The organism is Streptomyces sp. G45, assembly GCF_049542095.1.
Taxonomy (GTDB): Bacteria; Actinomycetota; Actinomycetes; order Streptomycetales; family Streptomycetaceae; genus Streptomyces.
On sequence record NZ_JBMUZU010000001.1, the window covers coordinates 5,778,421 to 5,794,044 of the forward strand.

Consider the following 15,624-nt stretch of genomic DNA (forward strand, 5'->3'; position numbering starts at 1 on the left):
AACCAGATGGCAGGACCCGACGCAGGACCTCGAAGCAGCCCGACAAGGGCCCCGATGACAGGAGTGGCGATGGTTTCGACAGGGGCACACCCCAGTTCGCTGACCGGTGCGGTGCGCCGCGTCGAGGCCAGCTCGGTGGTCGAGTTGGTGCGCGCACACGCCATGCGGCGCCCGGACGCGGTGGCCGTGGAGTCGCGCGGCGGCGTGCTGACGTTCCGTCAACTCTGGTGCCGGGCCCGACTAGTGGCGGACGCCTTGGAGGAGTGTGGCGTCGGCCCGGGGCATCGGGTGGCGCTGTGGGCGGACCGGACGGCCGGAGCGGTGACCGGAGCCCTGGCCGTCATGGCGCTCGGCGCCGCCTATGTGCCGATCGACCCGGCGCACCCCGGCGACCGGGCCGCCGCGGTCCTCGCGGGCGCCGACCCCGCCGCTCTGGTCCACGACGGTGCGGGTGGCACGGGCCTGCTGCCTGCGGTCGACGTGCCCGTCCTCGACGTGCGGGCGGTGACGGCGGAGGCGACCGGCGCCCCCGGCACGGGCAGGACGGTTGCCGAACCGCCGGAGCGCGCGCTGCCGGGGCCGGAGGACATCGCGTACGTGGTGTTCACCAGCGGTTCGACCGGCACCCCCAAGGGCGTGATGGTGCCGCATGGGTCCCTGGTCAACTACGTGTCCTGGTGCGGGGACCTGGTGGGGGCGGAGGGCGGCGGCAGTCCGCTGTTCGCGAGCCTCGGCTTCGACCTGGCGATGACGTCGCTGTGGGTGCCGCTGGCGCAGGGGCGCCGGGTGGTGACGGTGTCGGGGCTGCACGACCAGGCCACGCTGTTCGGCGCCCGCGACGAGAGGTACACGTTCATCAAGCTGACGCCGTCCCACGCCCGGTTCTTCGACCTCCTCGCCGAGCCGCCCCAGTACGACCGGGCGACGCAGCTGCTGATGTTCGGCGGCGAGGGACTCGACCCGGCCCTCATCGCCGCGCTTGCCCCGCGCCTGGACGGTGTCCGCCTGGTCAATCACTACGGCCCGACGGAGACCACGATCGGCTGCTGTGCCTACGCCTTCGACCGGACCCGCGTCCCCGCGACCCCGACGGTCCCCATCGGCAGGCCCGCCTGGAACACCCGCGCCTATGTGGTCGACGAGCACCTGCGCCCCGTGGCGCCCGGCAGCCCGGGGGAGCTGGTGATCGCGGGACGGGCGGTGGCGGCGGGGTATCTCGGGGGATGGGACACGGGCGAGAAGTTCATCGACGAGCGTGACCTGGGCGGCACCCCCGGCCGGGCCTACCGCACCGGTGACATGGTGGAGCTGCTGCCGGAGGGCGCGCTGCTCTATCTCGGGCGCGGCGATGACCAGTTGAAGGTCAACGGACACCGCGTGGAGCTGGGCGAGCTGCGGCACCACGTCCTGTCCGTCCCCGGCGTCGCGGACGCGGCCTTCGACATCGTCCGCGGCCCCGTCGACACGCTGGAACTGTTCGTACACGCGCAGAGCGGCCCGTCCACGAGGGGCGAGCTGACGGAAGCCGTCCGCAAGACCCTGGCCCAGTCCCTCCCCTCGGCCCTGGTCCCGGAGCCGATCCACATAGTCCCCCGCCTCGTCTTCAACGCCAACGGCAAGTGCGACATATCCGCGACCAGGCGCCAGGTGGAGAAGACCAGCCCGTCCGGCGTTTGAGGACGCGGCGCGAAGCGCCAACAGGGGAAAGGGGCGCAGTCCCATACGGGATCCGGCATGACGCCCACGCAGGTGACCGCGCTGGTCGTCGCAACCGTCAGAACGTTGTCAGAGCCCCGCCGAGAACATGACGGTGCGGGTCGGAGCCCGGCCCGCACCCCTGATGGCTCGGACAACGGAGCGTGCGACGTGTCGAACCCCTTTGAAGACCCGGACGGAACCTTCCTGGTGCTGGTGAACGACGAGGGCCAGTACTCCCTGTGGCCCGCGTTCGCCGACCGGCCCGAGGGCTGGACGGTGGCGCTCGGCGAGGGCCCGCGCGACGTGGCCCTGGCCTATGTGGAGGAGCACTGGACGGACCTGCGCCCGCGTAGCCTGCGCGCGGCCATGGACACCCCCGCGGCCTGACGGCCCATCGGTTCACCGGACCTTGAGGAGCAGTCGTGGGCATGGCGATTCAGGCGGAAGGTCTGCGCAAGCGGTATGAGCAGACCGAGGCGCTCGGCGGAGTGGACCTGACGGTGCCCTACGGCACTGTGCTGGGCTTGCTCGGGCCGAACGGCGCGGGCAAGACGACGACCGTGCGGATGCTGGCGACGCTGCTCGAACCGGACGGCGGGCATGCCGAGGTGGCCGGGTTCGACGTGGTGCGGCAGCCGCGTGAGGTTCGGCGGCGCATCGGCCTCGCCGGGCAGTACGCCGCCGTGGACGAGCACCTCACGGGCCGGGAGAACCTGGTCCTGATCGGGACCCTGCTGCACCTGGGCAGGCGGGCGGCGCGGGAGCGGGCGGAGGATCTGCTGGCCCGGTTCGACCTGACGCGCGCCGCCGACCGCCCCGCGCGGACGTACTCGGGCGGCATGCGGCGGCGCCTGGACCTGGCGGCGTGCCTGGTCGCGACGCCGTCGGTGCTGTTCCTCGACGAGCCCACGACGGGACTTGACCCGGTGAGCCGGATGGCCCTGTGGACGGTGGTGCGGGAGCTGGTCGCGGACGGGGTGACCGTGCTGCTGACCACGCAGTATCTGGAGGAGGCCGACTTTCTCGCCGACCGGATCACGGTCGTCGACAGCGGCCGGGTCATCGCCGACGGCACCCCGGACGAGCTGAAGCGGAAGGTCGGCGAGGAGCGCCTGGAGATATCCGTGGCGCGGCCCGAGGGTGTGAGTGCCGCGGTGGCCGCGCTGCGTTCGGTGTCGGCGGACGAGCCGTCCGTCGACGTGGAGAGCCGCCTTATCTCCGTCGCCCTGAGCGACGGCACGGCGGACCTCGCGTCCGCCGCGGTCGCGCTGCGGCAACGGGGCGTCGAGGTCGCGGACTTCGCGCTGCGCAGGCCGACGCTCGACGACGTGTTCGTCACGCTCACCGGAAAGTCGGCGTAGGACGGGGCGACGGCCCGGGGAAGGCCTTCGCGGCCGCCCGGCCGAGGGTGCCACCGGGTCTCTCCGGGGCCCCGCGGTTTCCGGTCGTCGGGGTCTTCTCCCGTCTTCTCCCCGCGTTTCCTTCCCTTCCTTCCTCCTCTCCTTCCTCCTCACTTCCTTTCTCTCCACTCACTTTCCGTTCGTGCGTGACCACGGGGCAACGGGGCTGCGCGGGACTTCTGGGGGCGACGTCATGCAACGAATTCACTTCACCGCCGCGGACTACGCGCGGACGCGGATGCAGACGACGGCGGGGCCGTTGGTCGAGACGGCGTTCGCGTACGGGCTGCTCGGCCGGGGAATCTCGGCGCCGTTCGCGCGCTGGCGCAGTCAGGTGGGCAAGAGGCTGGTCAGGAGGCCCGAGTTGCTCGCGGGGGCGGGGGACCTGCCCGACCTGGACGCGATGCTGCGGAGCATAGAGCGGTCCGACCGGGCGATGAGCGGTGATCTGCTCGACGCGTCGGCGCCGGTGCCGTCGTTACCGGTGCAGGAGGTGTCGGGGGACCTGTCACACCTGTGGCGGGCGGTCGTCGCGCCGTACTGGGACCGTGTCGTGGCGTATCTGGAGGCCGAGTGCGACGCGCGCGGCCGGGTCGTGATGGCGGGCGGGGTGGAGCTGCTGCTCGCCACGCTGCACTCCAAGGTGACGTGGAAGGCTCCCGTCCTGGAGATCCACGACGGGCCGGACGAGGACATCCACCTCAACGGGCGGGGCCTGGTCCTGACGCCCTCGGTGTTCCTCAACCACCGGGCGGGCCGGGTCACCAGGAAGCTCAGCGAGGACGGCCCGGTCGTCCTGGCGTTCGCGACGCCGCCGGACGTGCACCAGGCGGCGAGCCTGTGGGACGAGCCGGAGGCCGACCAGGGCGCGGAGGGCGCCCAGTCCCTCGGGGCGCTCGTCGGGCAGACCCGGGCGGCCGCCCTGCAGGTGCTGCGGGCCAGTTGCACGACCAGTCAGCTCGCGGACCGGCTCGGCATCTCCGCGGCCGGGGCCAGCCAGCACACCGCGGTGCTCCGCCAGACCGGCCTGATCACCACCCGCCGCATCCGCAACACGGTGCTGCACACCCTGACCCCGCTCGGCGACGCCCTGCTCAAGGGCATGGTCGTCCGCCCCGCACCGGAGCGGCACGCCCCGCGCCGCCGGGCGCAGTCCGCGCGCCGCCTGCGCGTCCTGGACGGCATACCCGCCTAGGAGCCGCCGCGCCGTAGCCGCCGGGCGGCACGGCAGCGGCACGGGGAAGCCCCGGTACGGACATCCGTACCGGGGCTTTCCGCTGGGCGGGGCCACCCTCGCGCCCTCCGGGGGCTACTCGCGTATCCCCACCGCCTCCACCGGACGGTTCCGCAGCACCGTCATGGCGGCGACGAGCGTCGTGGTCAGCGTCAGGGCGAAGGCGGCGCCGACCACCGTGACGAAGATCCACGGGGAGCCCTCGGGGGTGGCCGTGCCCAGGACGCTCATGCTCAGCGGCACCAGCGTCAGGGCCGCGACCAGGGAGCCGAGGACGATGCCCGCGAAGGACACCAGGGCCGCCTCCATCGCCATCATCTGCATCACCTGGCGGCGTGTGGCCCCGATCAGGCGCTGGAGCATGAACTCGCGGCGGCGCTCGGCGGTGGCGAGGGCCTGCGTGTTGACCAGGGCGATGACCGCGTAGCCGACGACGACGCCGAGGACCAGATAGGCCATCCACGCCTGCGTGTCGTCCTGCTCGGCGGCCGCGGCGGCCAACGTGTCACGGCTGGTGACCCTCAGGCCCGGCTGCTGTTCGGCGAGCGCCGACAGCGTGGCGGTCAGCTTCGCCCGGTCCGTGCCCGGCTCGGCGGTCACCATGATGCGGGGGATCAGACCGGAGTCGGTGTGCCGGGCGAGGAACGCGGCGGGCAGCAGCGCGGTCTCGTAACCCCGCTCGCCCTTGACCGTGGCGACCAGCTTCAGGCGGACCAGGCTGCCGTCGCCGAGGCGCATCGGCACCATGTCGCCGATCTCGTGGTCGCCCTGGTAGCGCGTGGGCAGGGCGACCGTGCTGCCGCGCAGCGCGCCCAGGCTGCCTTCGGTGGCGCGGAAGGCCGTGGTCTTGGTGATGCCCTCGGGCGTGATGCCCGCGAGCGCCATCTCCGGCGGGTCGGCGGCGCCCTCGCCCCCGTCGGCCGCGGGGTCCACCGGCTCGGCCGGTTCCACATACCCGCGGCTGGAGACCTGCGCGGAGGCCGCGGCGACGCCCGGCTGCTCCTTGACCGTGTCGACCATGCTCAGCGGCAGGCCGCCCGCGTCGGACGTCACGGCCAGGTCGGCGCGGAGGCTGTCGTCGAACGCCCGCTCCGCGCCCCGGGAGTTGGTGGTCTGCATGTAGATCAGGGCGATCGCGAGGCCCGTGGCCAGCATCACCGGCATCACCGCGCCCGCGAACCGGGCCGTGCGCGCCTTGGCGTTGAGCGTGGCCAGGCGGCCCGCGAGACCGGACACCGCGCGCAGCGGCCGGACCAGGCCCGCCGTCATGGCCCGCACCAGCACCGGGCCGAGCAGCCCGAACCCGGCCGTCCACACCATCGCCGCGGGCGTCGCCGCACCGGCCGCCTTCGGCCCGTCCATGCCCGCGGTGACCACCGCGAGCGCTCCGCCGCCACCGAGGCAGATCACGGCGAGGACCAGGCGCGGCCAGGTGAACCAGCGCCGCTCCAGGCCCGCTTCGGCGAGTGCTTCCGTGGGCCGGGTGCGGGCCGGTCCGCGCGCCGCGATGAGCGCCGCGCCGACCGCGGTGACCAGGGCGGTCGCCGCGCCCGCGAACAGCGGCAGGCTGCCCGCGTGGAACTCCATGGTGTCCGGCACGACGCCCGCCGAGGCGAACGCGTCGAGCAGCCACCGGCCGAAGAGCGGGCCGAGCGCGCAGGCCAGGGCCGTGGCGATGAGCGTGAGCAGCAGCGTCTCGCCGAGGATGAGGCGGCGCAGCTGTCCGGGTGTGGTGCCGATGGCGCGCAGCAGGGCCATCTCGCGCTGCCGCTGCTGCATGGCCAGGCCCAGGGTGCTGGCCACCACGAACACCGTGACCATCCCGGCGAGCCCGCCGAACGCCGCCGCCAGCGACACCAGGTCGTCGCCGCCCGAGACCAGCTCGGGGTCTTCGGCGCGCCCGCGCTCGGCGCCGGAGAGCACCGTGGTCGCGGGTGTGTCGACGGCCTTCTCGACGGCCTGCGCGACCTGGGCGGCGTCGGTTCCGGGCTTGGGGAACACGCCGATCAGGTCCGCCTTGCCGGGCCGCCCGGTGAGTTCGGCGGCCCGGGAGTCGGTGAGGAAGACGCTGCCCGCGCCGCCGTCGTCGGCGGCGGCGAGCCCGGACACCGTGAACCGCTCGGTGCCGCCCCGGACCAGGAGCTGGGTGCGGTCGCCGGGCTTCAGTCCGGCCTGCTGGGCGAGGCGCGCGTCGAGGACGATCTCGCCGGGCCCGCGCGGCGCCGACCCCGCGCTGATCTCGTACGGGGTGAGGCGGGCGGAGGACCAGCCGTGGCCGGTGACCTTGGCTCCGGCCTGCTTGCCGCCGTCGCCGGCCAGGGCGGCGGGGAACGACACGTCGGGGACGGTGGAGCCGACGCCGGGCACCGACCTCAGGCGGTCCGCGAGCCGGGCGTCGACCGGGACCCGCTCGACGAACGGCTCCTCGCTCTGGGTGCCCAGATAGCGCTGGTCGGCGCTGACCACGATGGGGGCCGCGGCGAGCCGCTGCGGCTGGGCCGTGCTCTTCAGGGCGCTCTGGAGCAGTCCGCCGCAGCCGACGACGATCGCGGCGCCGAAGAACAGCGCGACGAACGACGCGAGGAAGCCGACGCGGTGGTGGCGCAGGGTGCGCAGGGCGATCCGGATCATCGCAGTCCCTCCCAGGCGGGCGCCTGCGCGGACCGCCGCGCGGACGCGGTCAGGTCCGTCCCGGCGACGTACTGGGTGGCCTTGCCCACGACCGCCTCCACCGGCCCGGGCTCAACCGCCCCGGACACGCCGAACCCCGGCAGCTCGCCGTCGCCCGCGCGCTCGCCGCCGCCCCACGCGCCCAGGTGCGTCATGCGCTCGGCGACCTGGTCGGCCGTGGGCTGTTCGAGGGCGCTGACGATGCGGCCGTCGGCGAGGAACAGGACGCGGTCGGCGTGCGCGGCGGCCACCGGGTCGTGCGTGACCATCACGATGGTCTGCCGGGCCCAGCGCACGGACTCGCGCAGCAGGGTGAGCACCTCGCGGGCCGTGTGCGTGTCCAGGGCGCCGGTGGGTTCGTCGCCGAAGATCACGGCGGGCTGGGTGACCAGGGCGCGCGCGATGGCCACGCGCTGCTGCTGGCCGCCGGACAGCTCGCCGGGCCTGCGGTGCTGCTTGCCGCCGAGGCCGACGCGCTCCAGGACCTCGTCGACGGCGTCCTGCTTCGGCTTGCGGCCCGCGAGGCGCAGCGGCAGCGTCACGTTGTCGAGCACGCTCAGGGCGGGCAGCAGGTTGAACGCCTGGAAGATGAAGCCGATGCGCTCGCGGCGCAGCTTGGTCAGCGCGCGTTCCTTGAGGGCGGACAGCTCCACGCCGTCGAGCCGCACGGTGCCCGACGTGGGCCGGTCGAGTCCGGCCGCGCAGTGCAGGAAGGTGCTCTTGCCCGAGCCCGAGGGGCCCATCACCGCGGTGAACGTGCCCCGGTCGAGGCCGATGGTCACTCCGTCGAGGGCGGTCACCTGGTTCTTCGACCCGCCGTAGACCTTGCGCACGGCGTCGAGTCGTACGACGTGCTGGGTGTCGGGGCTTGTGGTCCCACTCATGGGTGGTGTCCTTCGTAGGGTGGCAGGGGTGTGGGTCGGGTCCGGAACCAGGTGAGCGGCGTCGGCCGTCAGGTCCTGGACCAGGGGCGGAACTGCCGCAGGCCGTACAACAGCGGTTCCTGGACGTGGCGTTGGGTGATCCGGCGGGTCTCGCCGAAGACCGTGACGTGGTCGCCCATGCGCTGGGTGAGGACCACGTCGCAGTCGGCGACGGTGTGCGCGTCCTGGACCAGGTGCGGTCCCGCGCTGCCCGGGGTCCGCTCCCACGGCGTCATCAGGAAGCGGTCGGGGTTGCCGGAGGCGAACAGCTCGGCGACGTCCTGGGCGCCCTCGTGGAGCAGGTTCACGGTGAAGGCGCCGGAGGTGAGGACGGCGGCGAGGGTGGGGCTCGCGGCCCGCAGGCACACGAGCAGCGTCGGCGGGTCGACGGACACGCTGCACACGGCGGAGCAGGTCATGCCGCGCGGCAGGCCGTCGGCGGCCACGCTGGTGACCACGCAGACGCCGGTGGGGAAGCGGCTCATCATGGTCCGGAAGCCGTCGGGGGTGGCGGCGGCGTTCCGGTCGGACACGCCGACCGGGCCGCCGGGCCGTTCGTCGCGTAGGGCGGGTTCGCTCTGGGTGGCTGCGTCGCTCATCGGAGGTGGCCTTCCTGAGGGGGGCGGGCGCCCCGGCCGTCGGGGCGGGACGGTCGGGGGCCCTGGCTTCATGGGTGCCGTTCAGCGGGGCGTGCCGGGGCCGGTCGGCCGGTCACCGCAGGCGGGAGAAGTAGTCGTACGCCGGGGGCAGCGTGGCCGTCAGGTGCTGGGTCTTCTCGCGGATCGCGTCGAACTCGCGCTGGGCGATGGCCGGTTCGGACAGGCGGACGGCCGGGGACGGCTTGAGGTCGATGCCGCCCATGCCGAGCAGGATGCACATGTACGAGTAGGGCGGAAGGCCGTGGTAGTAGGGGAAGACCGTCTCGGAGTCGGGCAGCTGGGTCTTCCACTTCTCGATGCGCTCGGCCAGGCCGTCGGGCAGGGCCCGGGTCTTGGCGTCGCGCCAGTACTGCGTGTCGTCGCGCTTGGCGGAGACGTAGTGCAGGACGAGGAACTCGCGGACGCCGTCCATGACGTGGGCGATGGCGTCGTTGTACAGCTCGCGCTGGACCGGGTTCCAGGACTCGTCGGGGAAGTTCTTCGCCAGCTGCTCGATGGCGTGGTGGATGAAGAAGATGCCGGTCGACTCCAGGGGCTCGACGAAGCCGCTGGACAGGCCGATCGCGACGCAGTTGTTCACCCAGGAGTTCTCGCTGCGGCCGATGCGCATCTTGATGTGGTTGGCGGGCACGTCCGCGGCGGCCGGGCCCACGAACTCGCGCAGCCTGCGCTCGGCGTCCTCGGGGGACAGGTAGTCCTTCGCGTACACGTAGCCCGTGCCGACGCGGCCCATCAGGGGGATGGTCCAGATCCAGCCCGCGTCCTGGGCGGTGGCCGTGGTGCACGGCAGGATGCCGCGCTTCTGCATGTCCATCGGGACCTGGAGGGCGACCGCGCTGTCGTTGGGCAGCGTGTCCTGGTACGAGATGAACGGCGTTTCCAGGGTCTTGTTGAGCAGCAGGCCGCGGAACCCGGTGCAGTCCACGTACAGGTCGCCGGTGATCTCGCCGTGCTCGGCGGTGGTGACGCCGGAGATCCAGCCGCGCTCGTCCAGGCCGACCTCGCGGACGTCGTCCACGATGTGCTTCACGCCGCGCTCGACGGCGTACTTCGTCAGGTACTTGGCGAGGAGGGCGGCTTCGAACTGGTAGGCGTACGGGAACTGGGTCTTGCCCTGGTGCTCCGACATGGTCAGGCCCGCCATCTCGTCCGCGCCCTCGTCGAAGGGCTGGTCGATGAGCGTGCCGTCCAGGTGGCGCGGGCTCAGGCCCGCGTCGATGACCGAGGCCATCACGAAGCAGTCCTTGTCGAACCGGTCGGTGGGGCCCTGGTGCAGCCACCAGTCGGTGAGCGGCAGGCCGTTGACCGACCGCATCTGCTCGAAGGGGTGGTAGAAGTAGTGGCCTTTCTCCCGCCAGTCCTCGAAGCGGACCGCGAGCTTGTAGGTCGCGTTGCACGCGGGCATCCAGTCCTTCTCCTTGAGTCCCAGGAACTCGAAGAAGTGCCGGATGTCGCTGAAGGTCGCCTCTCCGACCCCGACCGTTCCCACGGTGCCCGATTCGACGAGGGTGATGTCGATCCGGTCGCCGAAAGCGGCCTTGAAGTACGAGGCCGTCATCCATCCTGCGGTGCCGCCGCCAACAATCACAACACGGTTGAGCATTGGTGACTCCCGTCGGGTCGCTTCACGATTGGAAATGAGCCTAAGAGCGGGCCGGGAGAGGAACCAGGTCCTTAAGCATCGACCGAAACTTGCAGGTGAAGCACCAGATGGAGCGCGACGGTCAGGGCTGCGCGGGGAAATTCGGAAGCGTCTGTCAGCGAGCTGTCAGAGCATGTACGCGACCATAGGCTCGGAGTATTGCGCCCCGAGCTGAATTCACTGGAATTTCCCGGCGTCCGTCGGTGGTTCGGCGGCGACCCGGGTAGGGATCCGGCCATGAGTCGAGGGTTCCAGCGGCGGGCGGAAAACTGCAGAGCGCGCGGCCTCACTGGTCCTTTCACGACCAGGGATCCCCCCTAGGGGAGATCTCAGGGGGCGGAGTTCGGCCATAAGCGGAGGCGCCGTTGACGCTTCTCCTGGCCACCTGTAATCCTCGACTTACACCTGAAATTCGGTGCTGAAGGCAGGGGTGTGCCGACGACAGCGGCGCACGGAAGACCGCCGATGGGACGCGCCGAGACCGCAGTGAGGAGCCGGGTCGTGAAGAAGCAGCCAACCGTCCTGAAGGTGGCCCACTGGAGCGCCTTACACCCGGGCCGGGCGATCGCCGGGTGGTTCGTGTTCGTCGCCCTGTGCCTGGCCGTCGGTATCGCCCTCGGCAACCAGCGCGCCGGGGACGGGGACTTCCAGGTGGGCGAGTCCGGCCGCGCCGAGGCGATCGCGATGCGCGCCGACGTCCAGGACCGGCCCACCGAGCACGTGATGATCCACACCGAGTCCGGCCGCCTGGACACCCGCTCCGCCGAAGCCGCCGCCCGGGACGTCACCGCCCGCATGAAGCGGCTGCCCGAAGTCATCGGCGTACGCGACCCGGTGACGGCCGACAACGGCAGGATGATGCGCGTGGAGGTGACCCTGAAGGGCACCAAGCGCGAGGCCAAGGACTATGTGGAGCCGCTGCTCGACGAGACCGCCCGCGTCCAGAAGGCCCACCCCGGCCTGGTCGTCGAGCAGATCGGTGACGCGTCGGTGACGTACGGCCTGGAGAAGCAGCGGGGGAAAGACCTCAGCAAGTCCGAGCTGATCACGTTCCCCGTGACGCTGGTGACGCTGCTCGTCGTCTTCGGCTCCCTCATCATGATCAGCGTGCCGCTGCTGCTCGCGCTCACCTCCATCGCGGGCGCGATCGGCCTGTCCATGGTGGTCTCGCACGCCGTGCCGGACTCCGGCCTCGGGATGAACATGATCCTGCTGATCGGCATGGCCGTCGGCGTCGACTACACCCTCTTCTACCTCAAGCGCGAACGAGAGGAGCGGGAGCTGGCGGACGGCCGCCTCTCTCCGGAGGCGCTGGTCGGCATCGCCGCCGCCACCTCGGGGCGCGCGGTCGTCGTCTCCGCGCTCGCCGTGATCGTCTCCACGGCCACGCTGTTCCTCGCCAACGACACCATCTTCTCCACGCTCGCCACCGGCACCATCGTCGTCGTCCTCGTCGCCATGGTCAGCTCCCTCACGGTGCTGCCCGCCCTCCTGGTGAAGATCGGCCGCCGCATGGACCGCGGGGAGCGGCGCGCCAGGGAGCGCGGCAGGCCCGTCAAGCGCCGCCGCACCCCCGAGCGCAACGGCCGCGTCTGGTCCGCCCTGCTGAAGCCCGCGCGGAAGCGCCCCGTGGCCACGCTCGTGCTGTCCGTCCTCGCCATGCTCGGCCTCGCCGCCCCCACCCTCGGCATGGAGCTGCGCGTCCTGAACAAGGACACCCACTCGCGCCAGATCCCCGAGATGCGCGCCTACGACCGCCTCAACGACGCCTTCCCGCACCTGCGCGCCGAGCACTGGGTCGTCGTCCGCGCCGCCGCCGACCAGAAGCGCGAGGTCGCCGACGCGCTGACGAAGCTGCGCGCCCGCGCCCAGGCCGACCCCGCCTTCGCCAAGACCCCGCGGGAGCTGCGCACCTCCGCCGACGGCACCACCAGCCTGCTCACCCTGCGCGTGCCGTTCAAGCTCGGCTCCCCGCAGGCCCAGCGCTCCCTCGACCACCTGCGCGAGGACTACCTGCCCGCCACCGTGGGCACCGTCAAGGGCGCCGAGTACGGCGTCGACGGGCCCATCGCCGTCGACCGCGACTACCTGGACAACCAGAACGCGAAGATGCCGCTGATCCTCGGAGTGCTGCTGCTCGTGACGTTCGTGATGACCGTCCTCGTCTTCGGGTCCGTGGTCCTCGGACTCCTCGGGGTGCTGCTCAACCTGCTGTCCGTGGCCGCCGCGTTCGGCGTCCTCACCGTGTTCTTCCAGTGGGGCCTGGCCTCCACCCTCTTCGGCTTCGAGTCCAGTGCCACCAGTGAGATCGGCTCGCGCGTGCCGCTGTTCCTGTTCGTGATCCTCTTCGGGCTCTCGATGGACTATCAGGTCTTCGTCGTCAGCCGGATCCGGGAGGCGGTCCTCGCCGGTATGTCCACGCGCGACGCCGTGATGGACGGGCTCGCCAAGTCCGCGAAGGTCGTCACCAGCGCGGCCGTCGTCATGGTGACGGTGTTCTCCACGTTCGTCTTCCTGCATCTCGCGGAGATGAAGCAGATCGGCTTCAGTCTCGCCGTCGCCGTGCTGCTCGACGCGTTCGTCATACGGATTCTCATTCTGCCGTCGGCGATGGTGCTGCTCGGCAGGGCCAGTTGGTGGCCTTCGAAGAAGCTGCGCCGCGCCGAGGGAAGCCGCACCGAGGGGGGCCGCGCCGCCGCCCCCGGGCCCGCCGCCCCGCACCCCGCCCCCCGGCCCAAGGTCCCCGTCGAGGCCGTGCGCACCCCCTGAGCACGTCCGCGAGCTGCGGCGACACCCGCGGCGGCCGTACCCCGACGGGCGCGGCCGCCGCGGATGTGACAGGGGCGGCCATACCACCTCCGGCCCCCGCCGCCCGTCGGATGGTATTTCCCGGGGTGTGCGTCGCCGGGGCACCATGAAGTCACCAGCGACCACGATGACGGGGGTCTGGCACCATGGAGATTCAAATCCTTGGCTCTGTTTTCCTGACGCACGAGAACAAGCAGTACGCGATGGCGTCCAAGCGTGTGAGTTCCGTCCTCACCGTCCTCGCCCTCACTCCGCGCGAGCCGATTTCCTCGGACCAGCTCGTGGACGAACTCTGGGGCGAGCGCCGGATGGCGAACGCGCGGAACGCGCTGCACGCGAATGTCGGCCGCCTGCGCAAATACCTGGAATCCATTACGGGAATCCGGGGCGGCGACCTCATTCGCACGGTCGGCAGCGGCTATCTCCTGGACGTGCCGCCGGAGACCGTCGACGCCCACCGCTTCCTGAAGCTCGCCGACGCGGGCGCCGACCTGGTCCACCGCGACCCGGCCGCCGCCATCGACCGCCTGGAGCAGGCCCTCGCCCTGTGGCGCGGACCCGCCCTGCTCGACGCCTGCGAGGGCCTGCGCTGCCGCATCAGCGCGGCCCAGCTCGAAGAGCGGAGGATCACCGCGTACGAGGACCTGACGGCCGCCAAGCTCGCCGTCGAGGCGCACCGCGTCTCGGTGACCGAACTGCGCCAGCTCGCCACCGAACACGCCGAGCGGGAGCGGCTCAGCGAACTGCTGATGCTGGCCCTCTACCGTGACGGGCGGCAGGCCGAGGCCCTTGAGGTCTTCCACGGCGCCCGCAGGCGCCTCGCCAGCGACCTCGGCCTGGAGCCCGGGCGCGCCCTGCACCGCGTCTACCAGGCCATCCTCCAGCAGGACGCGGAACTGGGGGAGCCCCGCCAGGCCCTGGCGCAGCTCGCGCCGACATCCTGAGAAAACACCCTCCCCTACGAATCCTGCGGACATGACGGGATTGAGGTGAACCACCGTTCACCGTACGCCTGTTGCTGTCCTCACCTGTGGACAGAGAGACCCTGTTCTCGTTAGGGTTCTCTGGCGTCTCGCATGCGGCAGTTCAGTTCACGTGCGCGTCTATGACAACTTCAACAACTTCCGTGAGGCGTATCGGGGGATTTGCCTTCAGGGGGGTTACGGGGACTTGGACATAGAACTGCGCCACGCGCGGATAGTGGCCACGATCGACGCGGCCGGAAGCATTTCCAAGGGAGCGAGCGAGCTCAATCTGCCGCAGCCCAGCCTCACCGCACAGTTACGCAGGATCGAAAGAGCCGTGGGCGGCGATCTGTTCGTCCGCTCCCGTGCCGGAGTCACCCGCACCGCACTGGGGGAACGGCTGATCCCCATGCTGGCCGACCTGGTCAAGCGCGCCGACGAGGTGATGGCGGCCGCGGCCGCGCCGACCTCCGGCCCTTTGCGCTTCGGAAACATGGAGTGGACCCCGCCCACCCTGCGCGGAGCCCTGCAGTCGGCGCTGCCCGCCGTCGAGTTGCAGACCATCACCATGGATCCGGCCACGGCCGTCGAGGGCGTCCAGAACGGCACGCTCACCGCCGCCCTCGTGCCGAGCATCACCGTCGCCGAAGCCGCCGAGGGCCCCGAGCCCGCCCTCGGCAAGATGCTCATCGTGCGCGAACCGGTGTGGCTCGCGCTGCCGTTGCAGCACCCGCTGGCCGGGCGGCACAGCCTGGAGGCCACCGACCTGGCGCGGCTCGGCTGGGTGCGCTACTCGCAGGACCACTGGTTCCACGCCATCGAACGGCAGCTGTTCGCCGCCTTCGACCACCCCGACCTGGAGATCCTGCACCGCGTCGACGGCCACCGCGAGGCCATGAACTGGGTGCGGGACCTCGGCGTCGCCGCCCTGACACCCCCACCGGCGCCACCCCCGACGTGCGGCTCGTGCCGCTGCCCGGCGCCGAGCGGGTCGAGATGCTGCTGGTGTGGCGCAGCGGCGCGGTGCCCCGCGAGACGCTGCGCAAGCTCGTCGACACGGTGCGGCAGTACTACGGGGAGTACGCCCGCACGGTGCCCGGATACTGGCACTGGATCGTCGAACACCCCCGGGACTTCCTGGAGCTGAACGGTTTCAGCCCGCCCACGGTGTCGTCGTCCTGACCGCACCGCCCGCACCCGCTCCACCACAGCCCCCAGGCCGCCCGGCCCGGGGGCTTCCCGCTGCGTACGGGCCACCGGCGGCCGGTCAGCTCCGCATCAGCCACCTGTCAGCGGCCCTTGGCGAGCATCGGCGCATGACTACAGCCAACGAACTCGCCGCCGTGGACCGCGCCCGGGTCAAGGAGATCGTCTGCGACATCCTGGAGATCGAGCCGGACGAACTCACCGACACCAGCCTCTTCAAGGAGGAGCACGACGCGGACTCGATGGCCGCCATCGAGATCCTGTCGCAGCTGGAGCGGGCCTTCCACACCGACATCGACCAGGCCGACCTGCCCCGCATGGTCAACCTCGACGGCATCGTCGCCGTCGTGTCCGAGTCGCTCGCGGGCCGCGCCGACACGGCCCCCGCCGCCGACTCGCCACCCGGCACCGACCACTGG

The 15,624-nt window shown here is 71.7% G+C and carries 10 protein-coding genes and 3 pseudogenes; 9 read left to right on the forward strand and 4 right to left on the reverse strand.

Annotated elements, in window-relative coordinates; all coding sequences use genetic code 11:
- Nucleotides 1-69 precede the first annotated feature (69 nt).
- The 4 genes from ACOBQU_RS24390 (at nt 70) to ACOBQU_RS24405 (ending at nt 4,293) form a co-directional block, all read left to right on the forward strand.
- Nucleotides 70-1,677: an amino acid adenylation domain-containing protein gene (locus ACOBQU_RS24390; RefSeq protein ID WP_423629523.1), complete on the forward strand. Its 1,608-nt coding sequence runs from the start codon at nt 70-72 to the stop codon at nt 1,675-1,677.
- Nucleotides 1,678-1,866: 189 nt separating this feature from the next.
- A complete protein-coding gene (locus ACOBQU_RS24395; protein WP_423629525.1) occupies nt 1,867-2,085 on the forward strand; it encodes an MbtH family protein in 219 nt (72 codons plus the stop codon).
- A gap of 41 nt (nt 2,086-2,126) precedes the next feature.
- Nucleotides 2,127-3,059 (forward strand): ATP-binding cassette domain-containing protein, encoded by a 933-nt coding sequence (locus ACOBQU_RS24400; protein WP_423629527.1) that lies wholly within the window; start codon nt 2,127-2,129, stop codon nt 3,057-3,059.
- 232 nt (nt 3,060-3,291) lie between these two features.
- Entirely contained in the window at nt 3,292-4,293 is a 1,002-nt protein-coding gene (locus ACOBQU_RS24405; protein WP_423629529.1) for an ArsR/SmtB family transcription factor, read from the forward strand.
- A 114-nt stretch (nt 4,294-4,407) separates the two neighbouring features.
- On the opposite strand, the gene ACOBQU_RS24410 is transcribed toward ACOBQU_RS24405, so the two are convergent.
- From ACOBQU_RS24410 to ACOBQU_RS24425, 4 genes and pseudogenes are all read right to left on the reverse strand, one after another.
- Entirely contained in the window at nt 4,408-6,963 is a 2,556-nt protein-coding gene (locus ACOBQU_RS24410) for an FtsX-like permease family protein (protein WP_423629530.1), read from the reverse strand.
- Between the two features lie 173 nt (nt 6,964-7,136).
- Nucleotides 7,137-7,886 (reverse strand): annotated as a pseudogene (locus ACOBQU_RS24415) (ABC transporter ATP-binding protein); the annotation flags it as partial.
- A 68-nt stretch (nt 7,887-7,954) separates the two neighbouring features.
- Nucleotides 7,955-8,524, reverse strand: a complete 570-nt coding sequence (locus tag ACOBQU_RS24420; protein WP_423629532.1) for a flavin reductase family protein — start codon at nt 8,522-8,524, stop codon at nt 7,955-7,957.
- Between the two features lie 112 nt (nt 8,525-8,636).
- On the reverse strand, nt 8,637-10,187 hold the full coding sequence (locus ACOBQU_RS24425) for a tryptophan halogenase family protein (protein ID WP_423629534.1): 1,551 nt from the start codon (nt 10,185-10,187) through the stop codon (nt 8,637-8,639).
- Nucleotides 10,188-10,691: 504 nt separating this feature from the next.
- Here ACOBQU_RS24425 and ACOBQU_RS24430 point away from each other — a divergent pair.
- From ACOBQU_RS24430 to ACOBQU_RS24450, 5 genes and pseudogenes are all read left to right on the forward strand, one after another.
- A complete protein-coding gene (locus ACOBQU_RS24430; protein WP_423629536.1) occupies nt 10,692-12,995 on the forward strand; it encodes an MMPL family transporter in 2,304 nt (767 codons plus the stop codon).
- Between the two features lie 185 nt (nt 12,996-13,180).
- On the forward strand, nt 13,181-13,978 hold the full coding sequence (locus ACOBQU_RS24435) for an AfsR/SARP family transcriptional regulator (protein WP_423629538.1): 798 nt from the start codon (nt 13,181-13,183) through the stop codon (nt 13,976-13,978).
- A 256-nt stretch (nt 13,979-14,234) separates the two neighbouring features.
- Nucleotides 14,235-14,336 (forward strand): annotated as a pseudogene (locus tag ACOBQU_RS24440) (helix-turn-helix domain-containing protein); the annotation flags it as partial.
- Entirely contained in the window at nt 14,337-15,146 is an 810-nt protein-coding gene (locus ACOBQU_RS24445) for a LysR substrate-binding domain-containing protein (RefSeq protein WP_423634686.1), read from the forward strand.
- Between the two features lie 169 nt (nt 15,147-15,315).
- Nucleotides 15,316-15,564, forward strand: a pseudogene (locus ACOBQU_RS24450) (acyl carrier protein); the annotation flags it as partial.
- Nucleotides 15,565-15,624 lie beyond the last annotated feature (60 nt).